Source organism: Pantoea sp. nfd-35 (assembly GCF_056892255.1).
This window is the reverse complement of the sequence record NZ_CP122403.1, coordinates 377,101-399,413: the sequence shown is the minus strand read 5'-3', so window position 1 is coordinate 399,413 and position 22,313 is coordinate 377,101. Positions and strand designations below refer to the sequence as shown.

Here is a 22,313-nt window from a genome sequence, read left to right as displayed (position 1 = left end):
AATCCGTATAACTATCGGCTATTTCTCAACCCAGAAAGCATAATAGTCCGATGATGAATGTTCTTAGCCAGCTAATTGCAAGTGAGCTACAGGCGCGCCCTGAGCAAGTTGATGCGGCCGTCCGCCTGTTGGATGAAGGGAATACCGTGCCGTTTATCGCACGTTATCGTAAAGAGGTGACGGGCGGCCTGGATGATACACAACTCCGCCAGCTCGAAACCCGCCTCAGCTACCTGCGTGAATTATCCGAGCGTAGGCAGGCCATCCTGAAATCTATAGAGGAACAGGGAAAACTCACCGACGATCTGGCGAATGCCATCAATACCACCCTCAGCAAAACCGAACTTGAAGACCTCTACCTGCCCTATAAGCCTAAGCGCCGTACACGTGGCCAAATCGCGATTGAAGCCGGGCTGGAACCCCTGGCCGATACCTTATGGCAGGATCCTTCACAGGACCCTGAGCAGTTGGCAACAGGCTATGTGAATGTGGATAACGGTGTCGCTGACGTTCGTGCGGCGCTGGATGGCGCGCGTTATATCCTGATGGAGCGCTTTGCTGAAGATGCCGCCCTGCTGGCTAAAGTCCGCCACTATTTGTGGAAAAATGCCCATCTGGTCTCAAACGTGGTGGAAGGCAAAGAGGAAGAAGGCGCGAAATTCCGCGACTACTTCGATCACCATGAGCCGCTGCACAGCGTCCCTTCGCATCGCGCGCTGGCCATGCTGCGCGGTCGTAATGAAGGTATTTTACAGCTGTCGCTGAATGCCGATCCGCAGTTTGATGAGCCACCGCGCGAAAGCCACGGTGAAACCCTGATTGCGGAACACCTGAATCTGCGACTGAATAACGCACCGGCTGACAGCTGGCGCAAGGCCGTGGTCAGTTGGACCTGGCGCATCAAAGTCATGCTGCATCTGGAAACCGAGCTGATGGGTACCGTTCGCGAGCGTGCGGAAGACGAGGCCATTAACGTCTTTGCCCGTAACCTGCACGACCTGTTAATGGCGGCACCTGCGGGCATGAGGGCCACGATGGGCCTGGATCCCGGCCTGCGTACCGGTGTGAAAGTTGCTGTGGTTGACGCGACCGGCAAGCTGGTCGCCACCGATACAGTTTATCCGCATACCGGGCAAACGGCCAAGGCGGCGGCAGCGGTCGCGGCGCTGTGCGTGAAACATCAGGTGGAACTGGTCGCCATCGGTAATGGCACCGCCTCACGTGAAACCGAGCGCTTCTTTCTGGATCTGCAAAAACAGTTTCCCCAGGTCACCGCCCAGAAAGTGATCGTCAGCGAAGCGGGCGCCTCAGTCTACTCCGCGTCTGAATTAGCTGCGCTGGAATTTCCGGATCTGGATGTCTCACTGCGTGGCGCAGTGTCGATCGCCCGTCGCCTGCAGGATCCGCTGGCCGAACTGGTGAAAATCGATCCGAAATCGATCGGTGTCGGCCAGTATCAGCATGACGTCAGCCAGAGCCAGCTCGCGAAAAAACTGGATGCGGTGGTGGAAGACTGTGTGAACGCTGTCGGTGTCGATCTCAACACGGCTTCGGTACCGCTGCTGACGCGCGTGGCCGGGTTAACCCGCATGATGGCACAAAATATTGTTGGCTGGCGCGATGAAAACGGCCGTTTCCAGAACCGTCAGCAGCTTCTCAAGGTCAGCCGTCTTGGGCCTAAAGCGTTTGAGCAGTGCGCTGGCTTCCTGCGCATCAACCACGGCGATAATCCACTGGATGCCTCGACGGTGCACCCGGAAGCTTATCCGGTGGTGGAACGCATTCTGGCCGCGACCGAGCAGGCGTTGAGTGAGCTGATGGGCAATCCCACCAGCCTGCGTAACCTGAAAGCGTTGGACTTCACAGACGACCGCTTTGGTTTACCGACTGTGACCGACATCATGAAAGAGCTGGAAAAGCCGGGCCGCGATCCCCGTCCTGAGTTTAAAACGGCACAGTTTGCCGAAGGCGTGGAAACCCTGAATGACCTGATGCCAGGCATGGTACTTGAAGGCGCCGTGACCAACGTCACCAACTTTGGTGCGTTCGTTGATATTGGCGTGCATCAGGATGGCCTGGTTCATATTTCTTCGCTGTCGGACAAGTTTGTGGAAGATCCTCATCAGGTCGTGAAAGCGGGCGACATCGTTAAAGTTAAAGTGATGGAAGTGGATCTGCAACGTAAGCGCATTGCCTTAACCATGCGCCTTGACGAGCAGCCGGGAGAAGGCAACGCGCGTGGCGCGAAGAGCGGTGCGCCACGCGAAGAAAAACGTCCGGCCGCGAGCAAAGGCCGCGCACGTCCTGCCAGCCAGCCCGCAGGCAACAGCGCCATGGGCGACGCGCTGGCGGCGGCATTCGGTAAAAAACGCTAGTTACGCACCACGCAGTCACCTCTTATCCCCGCCATGGAGAAGGAGGTGACTGTCATCCTTCTCTCGCTGGTCGCTCGTTTTATCTGAACAGAAAAAACGTTCCAGGCTGCCCCTGTTTACCTTCTGACGCGGGCGCGGTTGCAGGTGTGGGGCTTCACGCCTGCTGCTTTGCACTGGCTTTTCAGGCCGACCTGGCACGTTTGAGTTGAAAATCCCCGCCCTGACGCTACGCTAAAAAGACGCCCGTCATAATAACGACACCTGCTGTGGCACCCTTTGATAATGGAAAAGATCACTGCTTTAATCGATAAGATTTATGCCGATGCCTTTCCTCAGGCTATGCGCGAACGCCTGCTCGCCACGATCGTTGAAGCCCGTGACACCACTAAGCTGCCGAGAAAGGCCCACTGGGATGAGCAGGACGTGGTGCTGATTACGTATGCCGATCAGTTCCGCGAGCCGGGCAAACCCACACTCAACACCTTTTCACGTTTCTACCAGCAGCATTTGCACGCCACGTTTCCGCTGGTGCACCTCCTGCCGTTTTATCCCTATTCGTCTGACGATGGCTTTTCGGTCATTAACTACCATCAGGTCGATCCACTGTGTGGCGACTGGCAGAACATTGCCTTACTGCATCAGGAAACGCGCCTGATGTTCGACTTTGTCTGTAACCATATGTCAGCGCATAGTGCGTGGTTTAAACATTATCTTGCTCAGGATGAAGGCTGGGATGATTTTTTTATCAGCCTGCCGCCCACCACCGACCTCAGCGCGGTCACACGGCCAAGAACGTCACCGTTGCTCACCCCATTTACGCTGGAAAACGGTGAAATCCGCTTTGTCTGGACCACGTTCAGTGCCGATCAGATTGACCTTAACTTTGCCCGTCCCAGGGTGCTGGTGCGCATGGTAGAGGTACTACTCGACTATCTGAAACGTGGCGCGGACTATGTGCGACTGGATGCGGTGGGATACATGTGGAAAACGCCGGGCACGAACTGTATTCACCTCGAAAAAACGCATCTGCTGGTCAAACTGTTTCGCGCCATTGCCGACGTGGTCGCACCCGGCACCGTCATCATCACCGAAACGAATGTGCCGCACAAAGACAACATCAGCTACTTTGGTAACGGGCAAGACGAAGCCCAGATGGTGTATCAGTTTTCCCTGCCGCCGCTGGTGCTACATGCCATCCACACAGGATCGGCTCGCGCTCTGCGTCAATGGGCCAGCACCCTGCAGGTGGGCAATGGCAATACAACCTTTTTTAACTTCCTGGCCTCGCACGATGGTATAGGTCTTAATCCGGCACGCGGGATTTTATCGGAGGTGGAGATCACGGCGCTGGTGCGCGATCTGGCACTGGAGGGGGCGCTGATCTCTTATAAAAACAATCCTGACGGCAGCACCAGCCCATACGAAATCAACGTGACCTATTTCGACGCGCTTAACCGTGAAGGCGATGACGACGAAACGCGCCTCAAACGCTTTATGCTGGCGCATGCTATTTTACTGGCCTTTCCGGGTGTTCCAGCCGTCTATATTCAAAGCATCCTGGGATCGCGTAATGACTATGACGGCGTACGGGAGGCAGGCCATAACCGGGCCATTAACCGGCAAAAATATTCGCTCTCCGCTATCGAAGACGCACTGGTGAACAGCGACGGCTTACGCCATCAGGTTTATACCCGGCTGAGCAAACTGATTCAGCAGCGTCGACGCCAGACGGCCTTTCATCCCGACAACCCGTTGACGTTGTTTCAGAGCGATAATGCCCTGCTCATCATGAAGCGTTATTCGCATAACGGCGGTGATGAATTACTGTGTGTGTTTAATCTCAGTGGCAGGCAGATTGAAGCCCCGTTACCGGAGGCGCATCTTTTTCAGGATGTGGTAAGCGGTGAGAAAATTGATGGCACCCAGCCAGTAACGCTGGATGCCTGGCAATTCATGTGGCTACGATAATTACTTGTACACTTCCGCTGTCGCACTGAACTTACCGTGCTCACGACCCGCGATCACCAGGAAGTATTTGCCACCCTTCTCATCAGCGGCCTTTGACAGCTTCTTCTTGGCATCCATCGGCGACGTGGTTTCGGCCGTGGTATTTACGGTGCCGATTTTGGTCAGATGCATCTTCTGCACTTCTTCTTTGGTGACTTCTTTCGCCGCCAGAGCAGAGAATGACACTGCGCCCATCATCATTGATGCAACAACCCATTTCATAACCTTCATTTGTCTACCCTCATTCATGATCCATTGTTGAGATGTAAGCAGCCGCAAATCGCTTAAGGCTATATCGAACGGCATAGTCATCTCCCTGACTAATCGCATAGAAGTGCAGCGGCCTTGCTCACTCATGAAGTATTGCCGCTGCGCAGAAATTTGCCAGTAACGGCCAGGGTTATCTGTCTAATTTGCTGATAAATGAAACAATGTGCTGGCAGAACGCATCCGGGTGCGAAATAAAGGGGGCATGTGCCGCTTTGTCCGTTACGACAGACGGCGACGTGGGCAGCAGCGGATCGAGTTGCTGCACAATCCGGCGCGGCACCAGACCATCCAGCGCACCATACATGCGCAAAAAGGGCAGCGTAATGGCCGTAAGCCTGTCACGTAAGTCATCGTCGCTCAGAATCGTCAGGCCGCCATTGAGCACGTCCACGTCTGGCATCGGCTGCGACAATACCACCTCCTTGAGCTTACGTGCATCCGCCCGAGCGGTTTCCGTTCCCATGGTCTGCAGCGCCAGAAAGCGCTCGACGGTGCGCTGAAAATCGTGGCTGAGCTGCTGCTGGAAGTTATGCAGGGTTAAGGGGGCAATACCCGGCCAGTCATCGCGGGCCGTAAAACAGGGCGAAGAAGCCACCGTAATCAGGGCGCGTAACCGCTCTGGCTCGCTCAACGCCAGCTGTGTGGCGACCAGCCCGCCAAGCGACCACCCCAGCACAATGGCGCGAGGCGGCAGAAAGGGCACCAGTGCCTGCGCCATCTGTTCCAGCGACAGGGCAGCAAACCCGCGGCTGCGACCATAGCCAGGCAGATCCACCAGGTGCAGGCGAAACTGTGCGCTGAGTCGCGGCACAATGTTTTGCCACACTTCCGCATTCAGTCCCCAGCCGTGCAGCAGCACAAGATCGTCATCTCCTTCGCCACAGGTATGCCAGTAAAGTGAGCTCATCCGTTACTATTCCATGATTGATAAGGAGGTCACTATGCTACCAATGCCCGCCCTGTGTTGGCTATGTCAGTTACCCTTGCGGATTGCCCTGCATGGACTCTGCAGCATTTGCCTGCGCCAGCTACCACGGCTGCCGTCACTGTGTCCGTGCTGCGGCCTGCCTGCCGCATCCGATGCCCTGCCCTGCGGTCGTTGCCTGCTTAGACCGCCGCCCTGGCAGGCGCTAATCTGCGTCAGCCACTATCAGCCCCCGCTCAGCACATGGGTGAATCAATTAAAATTTTCGGGTATTACCGCACTCAGGGTGATGCTGGCCCGGCTGCTTTTGCTAAGCTGGCTCAATGCGTATCGCAGAGGACAGACCGTTCGTCCCGACTTACTGATGTGTGTTCCGCTGCATGCCCGACGCTGCTGGCGGCGCGGTTACAACCAGACGGCCCTGTTGGCAACGCCGCTGGCACGCTGGCTGGAGTGTGAATTCAGCCTGGCGTTATCCCGTCAGCGCGCCGGCGCTGTTCAGCATCAGTTGAGTGCCCGTCAGCGGCGCCGCAATCTACGCGGTGCGTTTTGCCTTGAAACGGATGTTAACGGACGCCATATCGCCTTAATCGATGATGTGGTGACGACCGGCAGCACGGTCAGAGAAATCAGCCGCCTGTTACAGGGGCGAGGCGCAGCCAGCGTGCAAGTGTGGTGCCTGTGCCGTACCTTGTAGAGCCTGAATGATGGGCGTATTATAACCAACTAAATTAGTCAACTATTGAGCAACTGACATGATCCGAATTACTGATTCTGCCCAAGAGCATTTTTCAAAACTGCTATCCAAACAAGAAGATGGCACCCAGATTCGCGTATTCGTGATTAACCCGGGGACGCCAACTGCCGAATGCGGTGTGTCCTACTGCCCACCGGATGCGGTAGAAGCGACAGATACTGAACTGAAATTTGAAAAGCTGTCAGCCTATGTGGATGAGCTGAGCGCGCCCTATCTGGAAGACGCTGAAATCGACTTTGTAACGGATAACCTGGGTTCGCAGCTGACGCTCAAGGCGCCTAATGCCAAAATGCGTAAAGTTTCCGATGATGCGCCCATGGTTGAGCGTGTTGAGTACCTGTTACAGGCTCAGATTAACCCGCAGCTGGCAGGCCACGGCGGTCGCGTTTCGCTGATGGAAATCACCGACGACGGTTTTGCTATTCTGCAATTCGGCGGCGGCTGTAACGGCTGTTCGATGATCGACGTCACCCTTAAAGACGGCATTGAGAAAGAACTGCTGGCGGCGTTCCCGCAGCTGAAAGGCGTGCGCGATATCACCGAACATCAGCGTGGCGAGCACTCTTTCTACTGATGTTTCCGCGCGACAGCCCGGCTGTCGCGCGCATCCGTTATCCTGCCTTGCGTCGTTTAGTCACGGTTTCCAGCAGTTTATTCACGTTATCGTCGGCAAAAATGCGTTCCAGCGGCTGCGCGAGCTTGCGCCGCCAGTTGGGATATTGGTCGACCGTTCCCGGCACATTCACCGGCGTCGTCATCCCCAGCCAGTCTTCCGGCTGTAGCCCCAGCAGCGCACTGTTCGTGTCCGCCAGAAAACGGTGAACGGACTGATTCAGTTCGGCCGTCATCGCCAGAGCATCCGCCCGCTTTGCGCGGCGCGACGGTACGGCTCCCGCTTTATGCAGAGCATCCAGTAAGGCCTGTTTTTGCTTCATCCGCTGCTGCTGCAGGTTCTGTACCATTTGCCCGTCTGGATAAAGCCCGATTTTCTCGCCAAGCTCTAAATCACCTGCACTCCAGAAGCCGGTCAACGTGGGAAGATCGTGCGTACTGGCGCTGGCAATGGACTGGCGTGGATAGGCCTGGGGGGCACGGTAATTCCCCTGTTTTTCCTGCTCAAACCACAAAACTTTCCAGGAAAACACGCCGCTGTCGCGCAGCAGGCTGACGATCTCTTTAGGTACCGTACCGAGATCCTCACCAATCACCATACAGCGCAAACGCTGGCTTTCCAGCGCCAGAATGCCAAGCAGATCGTGTACAGGGTAAGCGACGTAGGCGCCTTTATCCGCCGTTTCACCTGCCGGAACCCACCAGAGGCGCAGCAGAGCCATGACGTGGTCAATACGCAGCGCCCCGCAGTCACGCATATTGGCGCGCAGGATATCGATAAATGGTTGATAGCCCCTGGCCTGCAAGACGTGAGGATCCATTGGCGGCAACCCCCAGTTTTGCCCCAACGGCCCCAGCCTGTCAGGCGGCGCGCCGATTGATGCCTTAAGGCGGTACAGCTCCGGATCGTGCCAGGTTTCGGCACTGCCTTCGGCCACACCGACCGCTAAATCACGATACAGCCCCACGCTCATGCCCAGCGCCTGGCTCCGTGCCCAACACTGAGAGAACTGCTGCTGTGCCAGCCACTGTAACCACTGCCAGAAGGCAATCTCATCCGCGTGCTGCGCGCACCAATCCTGAACGTCAGAAGACTGACTGTTACGCCAGCGCTCAGGCCAGGCCGGCCAGCCCGCGTGCGTGGCACCTTTCCCCTGCATTTCAGCCTGCAGACCCTCATAGGCCGCCTGATAGCGCAGGCTGTCGCCCCCCTGCTGGATGAAATCCGCAAACTGCTGCTTCTGTGCGTCTTGCGCATCGCGCGACTGGAACCGGGCCCAGCCGTGACGTAATGCCGCAATTTTCAGTGCCATAACCGCGTCATAATCCACCCATTCGCTTTCACGGGCTTGCTTTAACGCCTTTTGGGTTTTGGCACTTTTCCACCACTTCTGACCCGCGCTGCTTTGTTGGAAATCGGCAACCTGTGCCACATCGATGTAAATAATATTCAGCCAGCGGCGCGATGAAGGACTGTAGGGGCTGGCAAAAGCGGGGCTGGACGGATAGAGCGCATGCAACGGGTTCAGGCCAACAAAGTCGCCGCCGCGTGCGGCAAGCTGCTCCAGCAACATTTCCAGATCGCCAAAATCACCGATGCCCCAGTTTTTCTCTGAACGCACGGTATAAAGCTGCACCAGCGCCCCCCAACGTTTCTCTCCGGCGCGCAAGGCCGGTGGCAGATAACAACGGCGCGGTGTCACGATCACGCGCGTCTGCCACTCACGCTTGCCCTTGCTCAAGGTCAGCTGGTGATAACCCTGCCCCAGAGGCGAAGGCAGTTTAAAGGGCGCACCGCCTTCGAGGGTTCCGCTAAGGGTTTTGCCTTTCTCTGTCTGCAACTGCCAGCGGAAGCTGCCGTCCATCTGAGGCGTCAGCTCGCGTTTACGGTTACCGCTAAAAACCACAACGGGGGGCAGCGGAGATTTACCGGCTTTCTGTGGGTTTTCCATTATGCCCAGTAAGGCGCGTTTGGTATCATCGCTGATGGCTTCAGGTTCACCGTTCGCATCGAAATACGTGAGCGCTATTCCCGCCGCCTGGGCGGCTTTATCAAGTGAAGTGGATTTCATCGCAATTCCTTAGCGTTGCGCCTGCCAGATGCGCTGTTGATAGTCCCGAATCGACCGATCCGAACTAAAAATACCGGTTCGCGCCGTGTTGAGAATGGCGGCGCGCGTCCAGGCTTCCCGATCGCGCCACAAGGCCTCAACCCGTTTCTGCGCATCGATATAGGCCTGATAATCCGCCAGCACCAGCCAGGGATCGCCATTTTTTGTCAGGCTATCCAACATTAGGTTGAATGCATGCTTATCGCCATGACTGAACGTTCCTTTTTTCAGTGATCTCAACAGTTCATCCAGTTCCTTGTTGTGCTTACGGACTTTTTGCGGTTTGTAGCCTCCGGCCTTGAGGGCTTTAACGTCATCCACGGTATTGCCAAAAATAAAGATATTTTCTGCCCCTACCTGCTCCGCAATTTCCACGTTGGCCCCATCCAGCGTGCCGATAGTCAGCGCGCCATTCAGTGCCAGTTTCATGTTGCCGGTGCCGGAAGCTTCATAACCTGCGGTGGAAATCTGCTCTGACAGATCGGCGGCGGGAATCAGGTATTCGGCGGCCGTGATGCGGTAATCCGGAATAAAGACCACCTTCAGCTTGTCGCCGACAAGCGGATCGTTGTTCACCACCTCTGCCACCTTGTTAATGGCATAGATAATGTTCTTTGCCAGGTAGTAGCCTGGTGCCGCCTTTGCCCCAAACAGAAACACTCTGGGGATGATACTGGCGTCATTGGGGTTGTCGCGGACGTTTTTATAGCAGTGCAGAATATGGAGCAGACCCAGATGCTGACGTTTATATTCATGTAGCCGCTTGATCTGCACGTCAAAAATCGCGTTTGGGTTAACCACAATGCCGGTGTGCTGAGCAATGTAGGTGGCTAACCGCGCTTTGTTGTGTTGCTTAACCGCGCGAAAACGCTCACGGAAAACGGGATCGTCGGCGTAAGGCTCCAGGCCCTGCAGCGCGGTCAGGTTGTTGACCCATTCACGCTTCAGGGTGTCATCAATCAGGCCAGCCAGCGCAGGATTGCACTGCTTTATCCAGCGGCGCGGCGTAATGCCGTTGGTGACATTATGAAACTTCTGCGGCCAGAGCTGATGGTACTCGGGAAAAAGATCCGTCACGACCAGCCCGGAATGCAGGGCCGCCACGCCATTCACCGCAAAGCCACTGACAACGCAAAGATTAGCCATTCTGACCTGCCCCTCGGCGACCACAGCCAGTTTGTTCCAAAGCGCTTTGTCATCAGGCCAGCGCTGTTTAACCTGCTGTTTGAGGCGACGGTTGATCTCTTTGATGATCATCATGTGGCGCGGCAGCAGGCTGCGTATCAGCTTCTCATCCCAGCGCTCCAGGGCTTCGGGCATTAAGGTGTGATTGGTATAGGCAAACACGCGGCTGGTGATGTGCCAGGCCTCGTCCCAACTTAGCTGGTGCTCATCCAGCAGCAGGCGCAGCATCTCCGGAATGGCGATAGTGGGATGCGTATCGTTAAGCTGAATGACCTCAAAATCAGGCAGCGCATGAATGCTTCTCCCCGCCTGATGATGGCGACGCAGAATATCGGCCACCGCACAGGCACACTGGAAATACTGCTGCATCAGACGCAGGCGTTTGCCCTGTGGATGGTTATCATTGGGATAGAGCACTTTGGTCAGGCTGGCGGCATCAATCCCCTGCTTCTCAGCCTGCAAAAACTGACCGTCGTTGAACAGGGTCAGGTTAAAGGGATGCTCACTGGTCGCTTTCCACAGCCTCAACGGCAGGGTGACGCCATTGCGATAACCTGTTACCGGTAAATCCCAGGCTTCTCCACGAAGATAAATGGCGGGCTCCCACACTTTACGCCCGTCATCCTGCTTAATGACTTTTCCGCCCATCGCGACGCGGACATCCAGCGCGGCGTTATGCCGAAACCAGGGGTACGTCTCGCGCGCCCAGTCGTCGGGTTCCTCGACCTGTTTCCCCTCTGCAAAACGCTGGCGAAACAAACCGTACTGGTAGTTAAGCCCGTGCCCGGTAGCGGGCTGCCCAACCGTCGCCATTGAGTCCATGTAACAGGCAGCCAGCCTGCCCAGGCCACCGTTCCCCAATGCCGGATCAACTTCTTCTTCCAGTAATTCGCTTAACTCAACCTGGTATTCCGCCAGCAGGGATTTGACCTCGTCGTACCACCCCAGATTCATCAGGTTATTTCCTGTAAGGCGCCCCAGCAGAAACTCCATTGAGAGATAGTTAACGTGACGCTGGGGTTGCGCGCCCCGGACCGCCGGTTGGGCGTTGAGCAATTCGTTGACCGTGGCACTCAGTGCCTGCCACCACTGGCGCGGCGTCATTTGTTTTGCGGACGAGAAACCAAGATGCTGCCAGTGGCGGGTTAACGCAGCCTGAAAACGGGATTTGTTGAATTTCTGCTGTGGCATATCACTCCCTTTTGTATCCATATGGGTAAAGCAAAAATGGAATGCGCATGGGCCAGCCATATTGCTGGCGGCCATGTTAATTAAATACGCGAGTGGAGAAAAAAGCGACAGGCAGGTTTGAAAAACGCCAGTGATCTGACTGGCGTGCAGGTCTCAGCAGAGTTCGAGGTGAACCTCATGCTGTTCAATAACTTTCATGATGCTGTTAGGCGGCATCTTATCGGTGTAGAGATAGTCGAGCTGGCTCATATTCCCCAGATTGACCATCGCGTTACGGCCAAATTTCGAGTGGTCTACCACCAACATGACACAGCGGGAGTTTTCGATGATGGCGCGTTTGGTACGGACTTCGTGGTAGTCAAACTCCAGCAGCGATCCGTCCATATCGATGCCGCTGATCCCGAGGATGCCGTAATCAAGACGAAACTGTGAAATAAAGTCCAGCGTCGCTTCCCCCATGACTGCGCCATCACGGGTACGCACTTCTCCACCAGCGATAATAACCCTGAAATCCGGCTTGCCCATCAACAGCATTGCCACGTTCAGGTTATTGGTCACCACGCGTAAATCGCTATGGTTTAACAACGCATGTGCCACGGCTTCTGGTGTGGTACCGATATCGATAAACAGCGTCGCCCCGTCCGGTATCTGGCTGGCCACTCGCTGTGCGATACGCGCTTTTTCTGCTGACCACATCATCTTACGATCCTGCCAGGCGGTATTCTCTGAACTGGAAGGCAAGGCCGCGCCGCCGTGGTGGCGCTGAATTTTATTTTGATCGGCAAGGTCGTTTAAATCACGACGAATCGTTTGTGGGCTGACCTCGAAATGATCGACCAGCTCCTCAGTACTGACATATCCCTGACGCCGAACCAGATCAATAATGGCGTCATGACGTTGCGTCTGCTTCACATTCCTCTCCTGTTTCGGGCTTATTCTTATTCGTTGTGACTACCGTTTACGCTTGCGTGTGTCGACAAACGCCATTGCCAGTCCGACAAGCAGGCCACCAACGTGTGCTGCGTTAGCGATAGCCAGACCAAATGCACCAAACCAGCCCACCACCAGCCAGACAAGTGCAAAGCCGATTAACCCACGCTCCAGATAAACACCGCTGTCGGGATCGCGTTCACCGCGCAGCCAGCAGTATCCCATCAGCGCATAGACCACACCGGACAGGCCGCCAAACCAGATACCGCTAAATTTCGACTGAAGCCAGCCGCTGAGCAGTGCAGAAATGATAAAAATAACAAAAAGCTTACCGCTGCCCAGCCGTTTTTCTACGGCTCCACCGAGATACCACCACCACATCAGATTAAACAGGATGTGCAACAGTGAAAAGTGAAGTAGCACATGGCTGAACCAGCGCCAGATCTCAAAATGTTGATCGGCATCTGGCCACGCCAGCCAGTACATTACGGTACGATCGCCCAGTACCTGCATCAGCACAAATACCGCAATACAGGCAAACATAACCACCATGGTCAACGGCCCGGCACGCTCACGGATGTTTGCCCAGATATTGCTTCGCTCATAGCGCAACCCGCTGTCGGTTTTACCACTGTGCCAGCTTGCCGCCTGGTAGCGCGGATGGTTGGGATCGCGCACAAACTGCTGAAGTTCGTTTTCGACCATCGAAAGCTGGCTTTCATCATCCAGCATAATGACGTAATGACTTTCACGTTCAATACGCAATTTCACGCCGCGCGTTGCCATATAGTCAACAAAAGCCTGCGCCATGCGCGGCTGGTTAAATTGGGTAATGCGCATTACTCACTCTCCGTGTTACGCCTGACCAGTCACTCAGCGCCACTGGTCACCTGTTGAGGGAAGGCGGCGCGCCAGGCATCAAACCCGCCATCAATACTGTAAGCAGTGGTAAATCCCTGGGCGTGCAGATAATCCGCTGCACTTTTACTGCTGTTGCCGTGATAGCACATTACCAGCAGCACCGGCAGGCTTGTATCGGTTGAACTGATAAAATCATTAAGGTTGTTATTCGATAAATGCAAGGCGCCGTTGGCATGACCAAGAGCAAAACTTTGCGCATCGCGGATATCCACCATTACTGCGCCTTGTGCCAGCCGCTGTTGAGCCTGATGAACATCAATACATTGGTAAGTTTCCATGGTGTCTCTCATAACATCATCAAAATGACGTCTAGTGTAACCTGATAATCCTCGCCAATAACCTGACAATCACTACGGCTATTCACCTTTGCGCCCAGATAATGTTATCCATATCACGCAAAATTGTTTTTAGGTGGTTAAATACTGGCATCAATGTTGGTTTGCGATTATGATTATGCTCGAAAACGAACATAAGTGAACTATTCCGAACATCGGAGGAGACAACGTGGAAACCAAAGACCTGATCGTTATCGGCGGCGGCATCAACGGTGCTGGCATCGCAGCAGACGCTGCAGGACGCGGACTGTCGGTGTTAATGCTAGAGGCGCGGGACCTGGCTTGCGCGACCTCTTCCGCCAGCTCAAAGCTGATTCACGGTGGCCTGCGCTACCTTGAACATTATGAATTCCGTCTGGTGAGCGAAGCGCTGGCCGAGCGCGAAGTGCTGTTAAAGATGGCACCCCATATCGCGTTCCCAATGCGCTTTCGCTTACCACACCGCCCGCATCTGCGTCCGGCGTGGATGATCCGTACCGGCCTGTTTATGTACGATCATCTGGGCAAGCGCACGAGTCTGCCGGGCAGTAAAAGCCTGAGCTTTGGTGCAGAGTCTGCACTTAAGCCTGAAATTAAGCGCGGTTTTGAGTATTCCGACTGCTGGGTGGACGATGCCCGAATGGTGGTACTCAATGCGCAGGAAGTGGTTAAACATGGTGGTGAGGTGCGTACCCGCACTCGCGTGACTCGCGCATGGCGTGAGAACGGCCTGTGGATGGTAGAAGCTGAGGATATCGACAGCGGCAAAACCTTCACCTGGCAGGCCAAAGGCCTGGTCAACGCCGCCGGTCCATGGGTTAAGCAGTTCTTCGACGATGGCCTGGAGCTGAAATCGCCTTACGGTATTCGCCTGATCAAAGGCAGCCATATTGTGGTGCCGCGCGTTCACAATGAGAAGCAGGCTTATATCCTGCAAAACGAAGATAACCGTATTGTGTTTGTCATTCCGTGGATGGATGAGTTTTCTATCATCGGCACCACCGACGTGGAATACAAAGGCGATCCGAAAAGCGTCGCTATTGATGATAATGAAATCGACTACATCCTGAAGGTGTACAACGGCCATTTCAAAAAGCAGCTGACGCCTGACGACATTGTGTGGACCTATTCCGGCGTGCGTCCGCTTTGTGATGACGAGTCCGATTCGCCGCAGGCGATCACTCGCGATTACACCCTGGATGTCCGCGATGACAACGGTCAGACGCCGCTGCTGTCCGTTTTCGGCGGTAAATTAACGACTTACCGTAAACTGGCCGAGCATGCGCTGGAGAAGCTGTCGAAGTATTATCCTGATGCGGGCGCAGCATGGACTAAAAACTGCGTGCTGCCCGGCGGTAATATTTCCGGCAGCAGCGACGATTACGCTGCCAGCCTGCGCCGCCGTTACCCGTTCATTACTGAAAACATGGCACGTCACTACGCCCGCACTTACGGTAGCAGCACCGAAGTGCTGCTTAAAGACGCGACATCGCTGGAAGACCTGGGTGAAAACTTCGGTCATGAGTTTTATGAGGCGGAGTTACGTTACCTTGTGCAGCATGAGTGGGTGCGTGAAGTGGATGATGCTATCTGGCGCCGTACCAAGCAAGGTATGTGGCTGAACGAATCCCAGCAGGCACGCATTGCCGAATGGCTGGCGGCTAAGGCGAAGCCTACGCTGTCGCTGGCATCGTAGTCGCGCGTCAGCGCTGAAAGCGCGGTGCAACAGGTTGCGGCCTGTTGTGCCGCTTTTTTTTGCCTTAGCGGCGGCGTGTCAAGGTTCATTGCATGAACGTGGCTTTTGGTTGGTTGCCTGAGCGGCATCCAGTTATGTAACTCTGAGAAGGTTTCGCTCGCCAGGCGGCGGGCAGTTTCAGTCCGCCCCGTGCGGGCGACCGACAAGGGGCCGCCAGTCGCCGCGGCCCCTTGACCCCGGGCTCCCGGTTTTACAGCCTGAGCGGCGTCCAGTCATAAAGCTCCGGGAAGGTTTCGCTCGCCAGGCGGCAGGCAGTTTCAGTCCGCCCCATGCGGGCGACCGACAAGGGGCCGCCAGTCGCCGCGGCCCCTTGACCCCGGGCTCCCGTCCTGCCCACCCGCCGCTGCGCGGTGCCTTCGCTGCTTCAGGATTTCTGCCGGACCGCCAGGACGCGCCGTCCCTGGCGCGGCCTGACTTTCGCCGACGTCCTGTCGGCTCATCCGGAAATCCTGCATCCGCTCAGCGGGACGGGAAGGCCGGCCCACTCCCCCGCTTCAGTCTCTGGGTTAAGACCAACTTCCGTATCGCTTCAGGTGTCATAAAAGCATCCGCCCCATTAGTGTTCATTTTTTGTTTCATCAGAATTCCATTGCATGCTGTTAATAACAGACAAAACCAGCCTTTTGGAAAAACAGAAAATCTCACAGGCGAGGGGTTTTCAGGAGGCATCCGGCGCGCTGAGGAAAGAACGGAGGCCAGGACGGCGCGGCACGGAAGCCGCGACGAGGACGGCTGCGCCTGGGACGGCGCATCCGGACGGTCCGTCAGGCCGCAGTAAGTGACGAAGGTACAGCGGCGGCTGCCGGACGCCGGGATTGTTAAGGGGCTGGCGCGAGCCCCTTAACCCGACCGCCTGCACGGACAGGCTGAAACTCCCCGGCGCCTGGCGGGCGGAACCTGCTCAGAGCATAACGGTATGCTCACCGCCTCACAGGCAGAGCCAAACCCAATGATGAATAAGCCCTCACAGGCAGGGGTTTTCCGGAGGCATCCGCCGCGCTGAGGAGAGAACGGAGGCCAGGACGGCGCGGCACGGAAGCCGCGACGAGGACGGCTGCGCCAGGGACGGCGCATCCGGACGGTCCGTCAGGCCGCAGTGAGTGACGAAGGTACAGCGGCGGCTGCCGGACGCCGGGATTGTTAAGGGGCTGGCGCGAGCCCCTTAACCCGACCGCCTGCACGGACAGGCTGAAACTCCCCGGTGCCTGGCGGGCGGAACCTGCTCAGAGCATAACGGTATGCTCACCGCCTCACAGGCAGAGCCAAACCCAATGAGGAATAAGCCCTCACAGGCGGGGGTTTTCAGAAGGCATCCGCCGCGCTGAGGAAAGAACGGAGGCCAGGACGGCGCGGCACGGAAGCCGCGACGAGGACGGCTGCGCCAGGGATGGCGCATCCGGACGGTCCGTCAGGCCGCAGTGAGTGACGAAGGTACAGCGGCGGCTGCCGGACGCCGGGATTGTTAAGGGGCTGGCGCGAGCCCCTTAACCCGACCGCCTGCACGGACAGGCTGAAACTCCCCGGCGCCTGGCGGGCGGAACATGCTCAGAGCATAACGGTATGCTCACCACCTCACAGGCAGAGCCAAACCCAATGAGGAATAAGCCCTCACAGGCGGGGGATTTCAGGAGGCATCCGCCGCGCTGAGGAGAGAACGGCGGAACCTGCTCAGAGCAGAAACGTTACCGCCAAACTACAACCTTACCGGCGAAATATTCCAAATCTCATCCGCATATTCCTGAATCGTACGGTCAGACGAGAAATAGCCCATGCCAGCTATGTTCATAGCCGCCCGGTGCTGCCAGACATCCGGCTGGCGATACAGTTCATCAACCTTATCCTGCGTATCCACATAGCTGCGGTAATCTGCCAACAGCTGATAGTGATCGCCGAAGTTGACCAGCAGATCGAACAGATTACGGTAACGGCCGGGATCCTGCGGACTAAAGACGCCTGAGGCCAACTGAGTCAGCACCTGATGCAACTCTGCATCTTCTTCATAGTATTTACGCGGGTTATAACCTGCTTTACGCAAGGCTTCGACCTGCGGCGTTGTGTTACCAAAAATGAAGATGTTCTCTTTACCCACGTGCTCCAGCATTTCAACGTTGGCCCCGTCTAGCGTACCAATAGTCAACGCGCCGTTGAGCGCAAATTTCATATTACTGGTACCCGATGCTTCGGTACCTGCCGTTGAAATCTGCTCAGAGAGATCGGCAGCAGGAATAATAATCTGCGCCAGACTCACGCTGTAGTTAGGAATAAATACGACCTTGAGTTTGTTTTTAACCTGAGGATCGTTGTTGATGACCTTAGCCACATCGTTAATCAGATGAATAATGTGCTTGGCAACGTAGTAAGCGGACGCGGCTTTACCTGCAAAAATGTTAACACGCGGCACCCACTCGGCGTCCGGATCGGCTTTGATACGGTTGTAGCGCGTAATCACGTGCAAAACGTTAAGCAACTGGCGCTTGTACTCATGGATGCGCTTAATCTGTACGTCAAACAGCGCGTTAGGATCGATAACGACATCCAGATTCTTCGCCACCCAGATCGCCAGACGTTTTTTGTTTTCCAGCTTGGCTTCAGCCACTTTCTCAATAAACGCAGGATAATCAACACAGCTTTTGAGTTCACTGAGCTGGCTTAGATCGGTGCGCCAGTTACGGCCAATTTGTTCGTCCAGTAATTCTGACAGTGGCGGATTAGCCAGCGCCAGCCAGCGACGTGGCGTTACGCCGTTGGTTTTGTTACAGAATCGGCCTGGGAACAGCCGCGAGAAATCGGCAAACAGGGACTGAACCATCAGGTTCGAGTGCAGTTCAGAAACGCCGTTAACCTTATGACTGACAACAACAGCCAGCCAGGCCATACGTACCCGACGCCCGTCGTTCTCGTCGATGATCGAAATACGCGACAGCAGATCCCAGTCGTCTGGATAGTATTCCTGAATCGTTTTAAGGAAAAAGTCGTTGATTTCAAAGATGATGCTCAGATGACGCGGCAGGATCTTACCGATCATATCTACCGGCCAGGTTTCCAGGGCTTCAGTCATTAACGTGTGGTTGGTGTAAGAGAACACCTGGCAGCACACATCAAACGCATCATCCCAGGTGAATTTATGCTCATCAATCAACAACCGCATCAGCTCAGGAATCGCTAACACCGGATGTGTGTCATTAAGGTGAATGGCGATTTTATCAGCCAGATTGTTCCAGGTGCGGTGCATCATCCAGTGGCGATTCAGGATATCCTGCACGGTAGCTGACACCAGGAAGTACTCCTGACGCAAACGAAGCTCACGCCCGGAATAGGTCGAGTCATCGGGATAAAGCACGCGCGACACGTTTTCTGAGTGGTTTTTATCTTCCACAGCCGCAAAATAGTCACCCTGGTTGAATTTACCCAGGTTGATTTCGTTACTGGCCTGCGCGCCCCACAAACGTAACGTATTGGTCGAGTCAGTGTCGTAGCCAGGGATAATTTGATCGTAGGCCATAGCGAGAATTTCTTCGGTTTCCAGCCAGCGCACTTTGGCACCTTCGTGCTGAACGCGGCCACCGAAGCGAACTTTATAACGGGTGTTGAAGCGCTGAAACTCCCACGGGTTACCGTATTCCAGCCAGTAATCCGGAGACTCTTTCTGCTCGCCGTCCACAATATTTTGTTTGAACATGCCGTAATCATAGCGGATGCCGTAGCCGCGTCCGGGCATGCCCAGCGTAGCCAGAGAATCCAGGAAGCAGGCGGCAAGACGGCCTAAACCCCCGTTGCCCAGGCCGGGATCGTTCTCTTCTTCCATGAGTTCGGCCAGATCGAGGCCCATTTCGTCCAGTGCCAGATTGAGATCGTCGTAGATCCCCATGGCCAGTAGCGCATTGCCCAACGTGCGGCCCATCAGGAATTCCATCGACAGGTAATAAACCTGACGCACATCCTGGGAAAGTTGAGCACGATTAGAACGCAGCCAGCGCTCTACCATGCGATCGCGCACGGCAAGCAACGCGGCGTTGAGCCATTCATGTTTGTTCGCAATCGAAGGGTCTTTACCAATGGTGAACATCAGTTTGTAAGCGATTGAGTGCTTTAAGGCATCAACCGTCAACGTAGGTGAAGCGTAAGTGAATGGTGTATTCATTTTCTGTTTCCCAATCCGTTACAACAAACGTTGGTAAAGATCGCGGTAGGCTTGAGCGGCAACCTGCCAGCTAAAGTCCATTCCCATCGCCTGACGCTGCACATAACGCCACAGTGAAGGACGAGACCACAACACAAAAGCACGACGAATGGCCCTTAATAAGGACCAGGCATTACTGTCTTCGAAACTGAACCCACTGGCAATGCCATCCGCTAAATTTTCTAGCGAACTGTCGTTGACCGTATCCGCCAGCCCGCCCGTGCGGCGGACCAGTGGCAGCGTGCCGTATTTCAGTCCATAGAGCTGTGTCAGGCCGCAAGGCTCAAAACGGCTCGGTACCATAATGACATCGGCCCCACCAACGATGCGATGCGAGAATGCCTCGTGGTAGCCAATCTGCACGCCCACGCTGCCGGGATGTTCGGCGGCGGCGGCCAGAAAGCCCTGCTGCAGCTCAGCATCACCCTGTCCTAACAGCACCAGCTGTCCGCCCTGCGCCAGTAAACCCGGCAGCGCTTCCAGCACCAGATCCAGCCCTTTTTGCCGGGTCAGGCGGCTGATCACGGCAAACACCGGTGCTTTATCGTCAACCTTCAGTCCCATCGCAACCTGCAGCTGGCGCTTGTTTTCCGCTTTAGCTTCCAGCGTATCCCGGTTGTAGCGGGAGCTCAGCAACAGATCGTGAGAAGGATCCCAAATAGCCGGGTCCACGCCGTTCAGAACGCCGCTCAGGCGACCTTCACGCATACGCTGTGCCAGCAACGTTTCCATGCCATAGCCGTACTCTGGCGTCGTAATTTCACGCGCGTAAGTTGGGCTGACTGCCGTCACGTGGTCGGCGTAGAACAAGCCGGCCTTCAGGTAAGAGATCTGGCCAAAGAACTCCAGACCAAACATGTTAAAAAACGATTGTGGCAGCTGAATCTGATCCAAATGGTGCGCCGAAAAAAGCCCCTGATAAGCCAGGTTGTGCACGGTGAAGACAGACTTAGCCGGACGGCCACGCGCCTCCAGATAAGCACACGTCAGGCCCGCATGCCAGTCGTGTGCATGAACAATATCCGGTCGCCAGTAGCTATCCAGCCCGCAGCCTAACTCACAGCCCATCCATCCCAGTAAAGCAAAGCGCAAATAGTTGTCGACGTAGGCAAACTGCGATTCATCATGATAAGGACTGCCCGGCCGATCGTAGAGATCGGGAGCGTCGATAAGATAGATACCTACCCCATCGAATCGCCCAAAAAGCAGGCGCACCGGACCGGCAAAGGTTTGCAGTTCCGCAACCACCTGCGTATCGGGTATTCCTTTACGTAATGCAGGAAACGCGGGTAACAACACACGCGTATCTGTTCCACCCGCAATTTGTGCCTGAGGTAATGCTCCGACTACATCAGCCAGCCCGCCCGTTTTCAGCAGCGGGAAAAGTTCTGAACAGACATGTAAAACCTGCATCCTCGACCTCATTAAGTTACCAGGCACGATCCTCGTGCCGATGGGTTGTGTGCCGCTTGTCGTTTATGATCCCGCGCTATTTAGTTTGGCCAGCATGGCGCGCGTAACCAGTACAATGCCTTCTTCTGAACGGAAAAACCGGCGGCTGTCTTCATCAGGGTTTTCACCAATCACCATCCCTTCTGGCAGCACACAGGCGCGGTCAATGACGCAGCGGCGCAGACGACAGGATCGGCCGACTACCACATCAGGTAGCAGTACCGTTGAATCGATATTGCAAAATGAGTTCACCCGCACGCGGGAAAACATGACCGAATTCACCACCACCGATCCCGAGATAATGCAGCCACCGGAGACCAGTGAGTTCATCGTCATACCATGGCTGCCGGAACGGTCCTGAACAAACTTTGCCGGTGGCAAAGGTTCCATGTGCGTCCGAATCGGCCAGGTGCTGTCGTACATGTCCAGCTCGGGTGTAACAGAGGCTAAATCAAGGTTGGCGCGCCAGTAGGCTTCCAGCGTACCCACATCCCGCCAGTAGGGCGGTGCCTCGTGATCGTTTTGCACACAAGAGATCGCAAACGAATGGGCGTAGCCCTCTCCACTCGCGACCACTTTTGGCAGAATATCTTTGCCGAAATCGTGGCTTGAACCTGCTTCATGCAGGTCGGCTTCCAGCAAGCCATAGAGGTATTCGGCGTCGAAGACATAAATTCCCATACTGGCCAGCGATTTGGTGTCATCGCCCGGCATTGTCGGTGGCTTCGGCGGCTTCTCTACGAAATCGATTACTTTATTGTTTTCGTCGACGGCCATCACACCAAATGCGGTCGCCTCATGCACCGGCACGGGCAGACAGGCGATGGTGCATCGCGCATCGTTCAGCACGTGGTCCAGCAACATCCTTGAGTAATCCATCTTATAGATATGATCACCGGCCAGGATGACGACGTACTGCGCGCCATAGCGTCGGATAACGTCAAGGTTCTGTGTTACTGCATCCGCTGTTCCGCGATACCATTGCTCCGTCGAGAAGCGCTGCTGCGCAGGTAGCAGGTCAACAAATTCATTCATCTCTTCGTTGAAGATAGACCAACCACGCTGAATATGTTGAGTTAACGTATGAGACTGGTATTGCGTAATGACCCCAATGCGGCGAATCCCTGAGTTCACACAGTTGGAAAGTGCAAAGTCGATAATGCGGAATTTGCCACCAAAGTGAACGGCGGGCTTGGCACGCTTAGCGGTAAGATCGACCAGACGCGTACCGCGTCCACCAGCCAGTACAAGGGCAACGGTTTGTGTAGGGAGCTGGCGCGCCAGCATGAGATGTTCTGCTCTTTCTAATTTGACCATGTCTGACTCC

At 55.5% G+C, this 22,313-nt stretch carries 15 protein-coding genes; 5 read left to right on the top strand and 10 right to left on the bottom strand.

Translation table 11 applies throughout. The annotated features are described in order from the left end of the window. Positions 1 to 50: 50 nt before the first annotated feature. Positions 51 to 2,375: a Tex family protein gene (locus P9J57_RS01795; RefSeq protein ID WP_014594788.1), complete on the top strand. Its 2,325-nt coding sequence runs from the start codon at positions 51 to 53 to the stop codon at positions 2,373 to 2,375. A gap of 282 nt (positions 2,376 to 2,657) precedes the next feature. Next, the gene (locus P9J57_RS01790; RefSeq protein WP_014594789.1) at positions 2,658 to 4,343 is read left to right on the top strand and encodes an alpha-amylase family glycosyl hydrolase; all 1,686 of its coding nucleotides are present in this window, start codon (positions 2,658 to 2,660) and stop codon (positions 4,341 to 4,343) included. Here the strand turns inward: P9J57_RS01790 and P9J57_RS01785 are convergent, their stop codons facing one another. Together P9J57_RS01785 and bioH are read right to left on the bottom strand one after the other, a co-directional pair. After that, on the bottom strand, positions 4,344 to 4,613 hold the full coding sequence (locus tag P9J57_RS01785; protein ID WP_024471381.1) for a YdgH/BhsA/McbA-like domain containing protein: 270 nt from the start codon (positions 4,611 to 4,613) through the stop codon (positions 4,344 to 4,346). A gap of 169 nt (positions 4,614 to 4,782) precedes the next feature. After that, the gene (bioH, locus tag P9J57_RS01780) at positions 4,783 to 5,559 is read right to left on the bottom strand and encodes a pimeloyl-ACP methyl ester esterase BioH (RefSeq protein WP_014594791.1); all 777 of its coding nucleotides are present in this window, start codon (positions 5,557 to 5,559) and stop codon (positions 4,783 to 4,785) included. Between the two features lie 34 nt (positions 5,560 to 5,593). Here bioH and gntX point away from each other — a divergent pair, with 34 nt between their 5' ends. Both gntX and nfuA read left to right on the top strand, forming a co-directional pair. Further along, complete coding sequence (gntX, locus tag P9J57_RS01775) at positions 5,594 to 6,274, top strand: DNA utilization protein GntX (protein ID WP_014604845.1); 681 nt, start codon at positions 5,594 to 5,596, stop codon at positions 6,272 to 6,274. A 58-nt stretch (positions 6,275 to 6,332) separates the two neighbouring features. After that, positions 6,333 to 6,908, top strand: coding sequence for a Fe-S biogenesis protein NfuA (gene nfuA / locus P9J57_RS01770; RefSeq protein ID WP_013027528.1), 576 nt, complete (start codon positions 6,333 to 6,335; stop codon positions 6,906 to 6,908). 37 nt (positions 6,909 to 6,945) lie between these two features. On the opposite strand, the gene malQ is transcribed toward nfuA, so the two are convergent. The 5 genes from malQ to glpE all read right to left on the bottom strand — a co-directional run bounded on the left by malQ (position 6,946) and on the right by glpE (position 13,562). Beyond that, the gene (malQ, locus tag P9J57_RS01765) at positions 6,946 to 9,018 is read right to left on the bottom strand and encodes a 4-alpha-glucanotransferase (protein ID WP_014594792.1); all 2,073 of its coding nucleotides are present in this window, start codon (positions 9,016 to 9,018) and stop codon (positions 6,946 to 6,948) included. 9 nt (positions 9,019 to 9,027) lie between these two features. Further along, positions 9,028 to 11,433, bottom strand: a complete 2,406-nt coding sequence (gene malP, locus P9J57_RS01760; RefSeq protein WP_028715881.1) for a maltodextrin phosphorylase — start codon at positions 11,431 to 11,433, stop codon at positions 9,028 to 9,030. Between the two features lie 153 nt (positions 11,434 to 11,586). Continuing rightward, complete coding sequence (locus P9J57_RS01755) at positions 11,587 to 12,345, bottom strand: DeoR/GlpR family transcriptional regulator (protein WP_013027531.1); 759 nt, start codon at positions 12,343 to 12,345, stop codon at positions 11,587 to 11,589. 39 nt (positions 12,346 to 12,384) lie between these two features. After that, a complete protein-coding gene (glpG, locus tag P9J57_RS01750; RefSeq protein ID WP_013027532.1) occupies positions 12,385 to 13,203 on the bottom strand; it encodes a rhomboid family intramembrane serine protease GlpG in 819 nt (272 codons plus the stop codon). A 29-nt stretch (positions 13,204 to 13,232) separates the two neighbouring features. Next, positions 13,233 to 13,562: a thiosulfate sulfurtransferase GlpE gene (gene glpE, locus P9J57_RS01745; RefSeq protein WP_483279373.1), complete on the bottom strand. Its 330-nt coding sequence runs from the start codon at positions 13,560 to 13,562 to the stop codon at positions 13,233 to 13,235. Between the two features lie 226 nt (positions 13,563 to 13,788). On the opposite strand from glpE, the gene glpD reads away from it, so the two are divergent. After that, positions 13,789 to 15,294 (top strand): glycerol-3-phosphate dehydrogenase, encoded by a 1,506-nt coding sequence (glpD, locus tag P9J57_RS01740; protein WP_013027534.1) that lies wholly within the window; start codon positions 13,789 to 13,791, stop codon positions 15,292 to 15,294. A 1,753-nt stretch (positions 15,295 to 17,047) separates the two neighbouring features. Here glpD and glgP read toward each other — a convergent pair. The 3 genes from glgP to glgC form a co-directional block, all read right to left on the bottom strand. Further along, positions 17,048 to 19,495, bottom strand: coding sequence for a glycogen phosphorylase (glgP, locus tag P9J57_RS01735; protein ID WP_013027535.1), 2,448 nt, complete (start codon positions 19,493 to 19,495; stop codon positions 17,048 to 17,050). Between the two features lie 18 nt (positions 19,496 to 19,513). Beyond that, on the bottom strand, positions 19,514 to 20,947 hold the full coding sequence (glgA, locus tag P9J57_RS01730) for a glycogen synthase GlgA (protein WP_014604840.1): 1,434 nt from the start codon (positions 20,945 to 20,947) through the stop codon (positions 19,514 to 19,516). Positions 20,948 to 21,010: 63 nt separating this feature from the next. Next, on the bottom strand, positions 21,011 to 22,303 hold the full coding sequence (gene glgC, locus P9J57_RS01725) for a glucose-1-phosphate adenylyltransferase (protein WP_014604839.1): 1,293 nt from the start codon (positions 22,301 to 22,303) through the stop codon (positions 21,011 to 21,013). Positions 22,304 to 22,313: the final 10 nt, after the last annotated feature.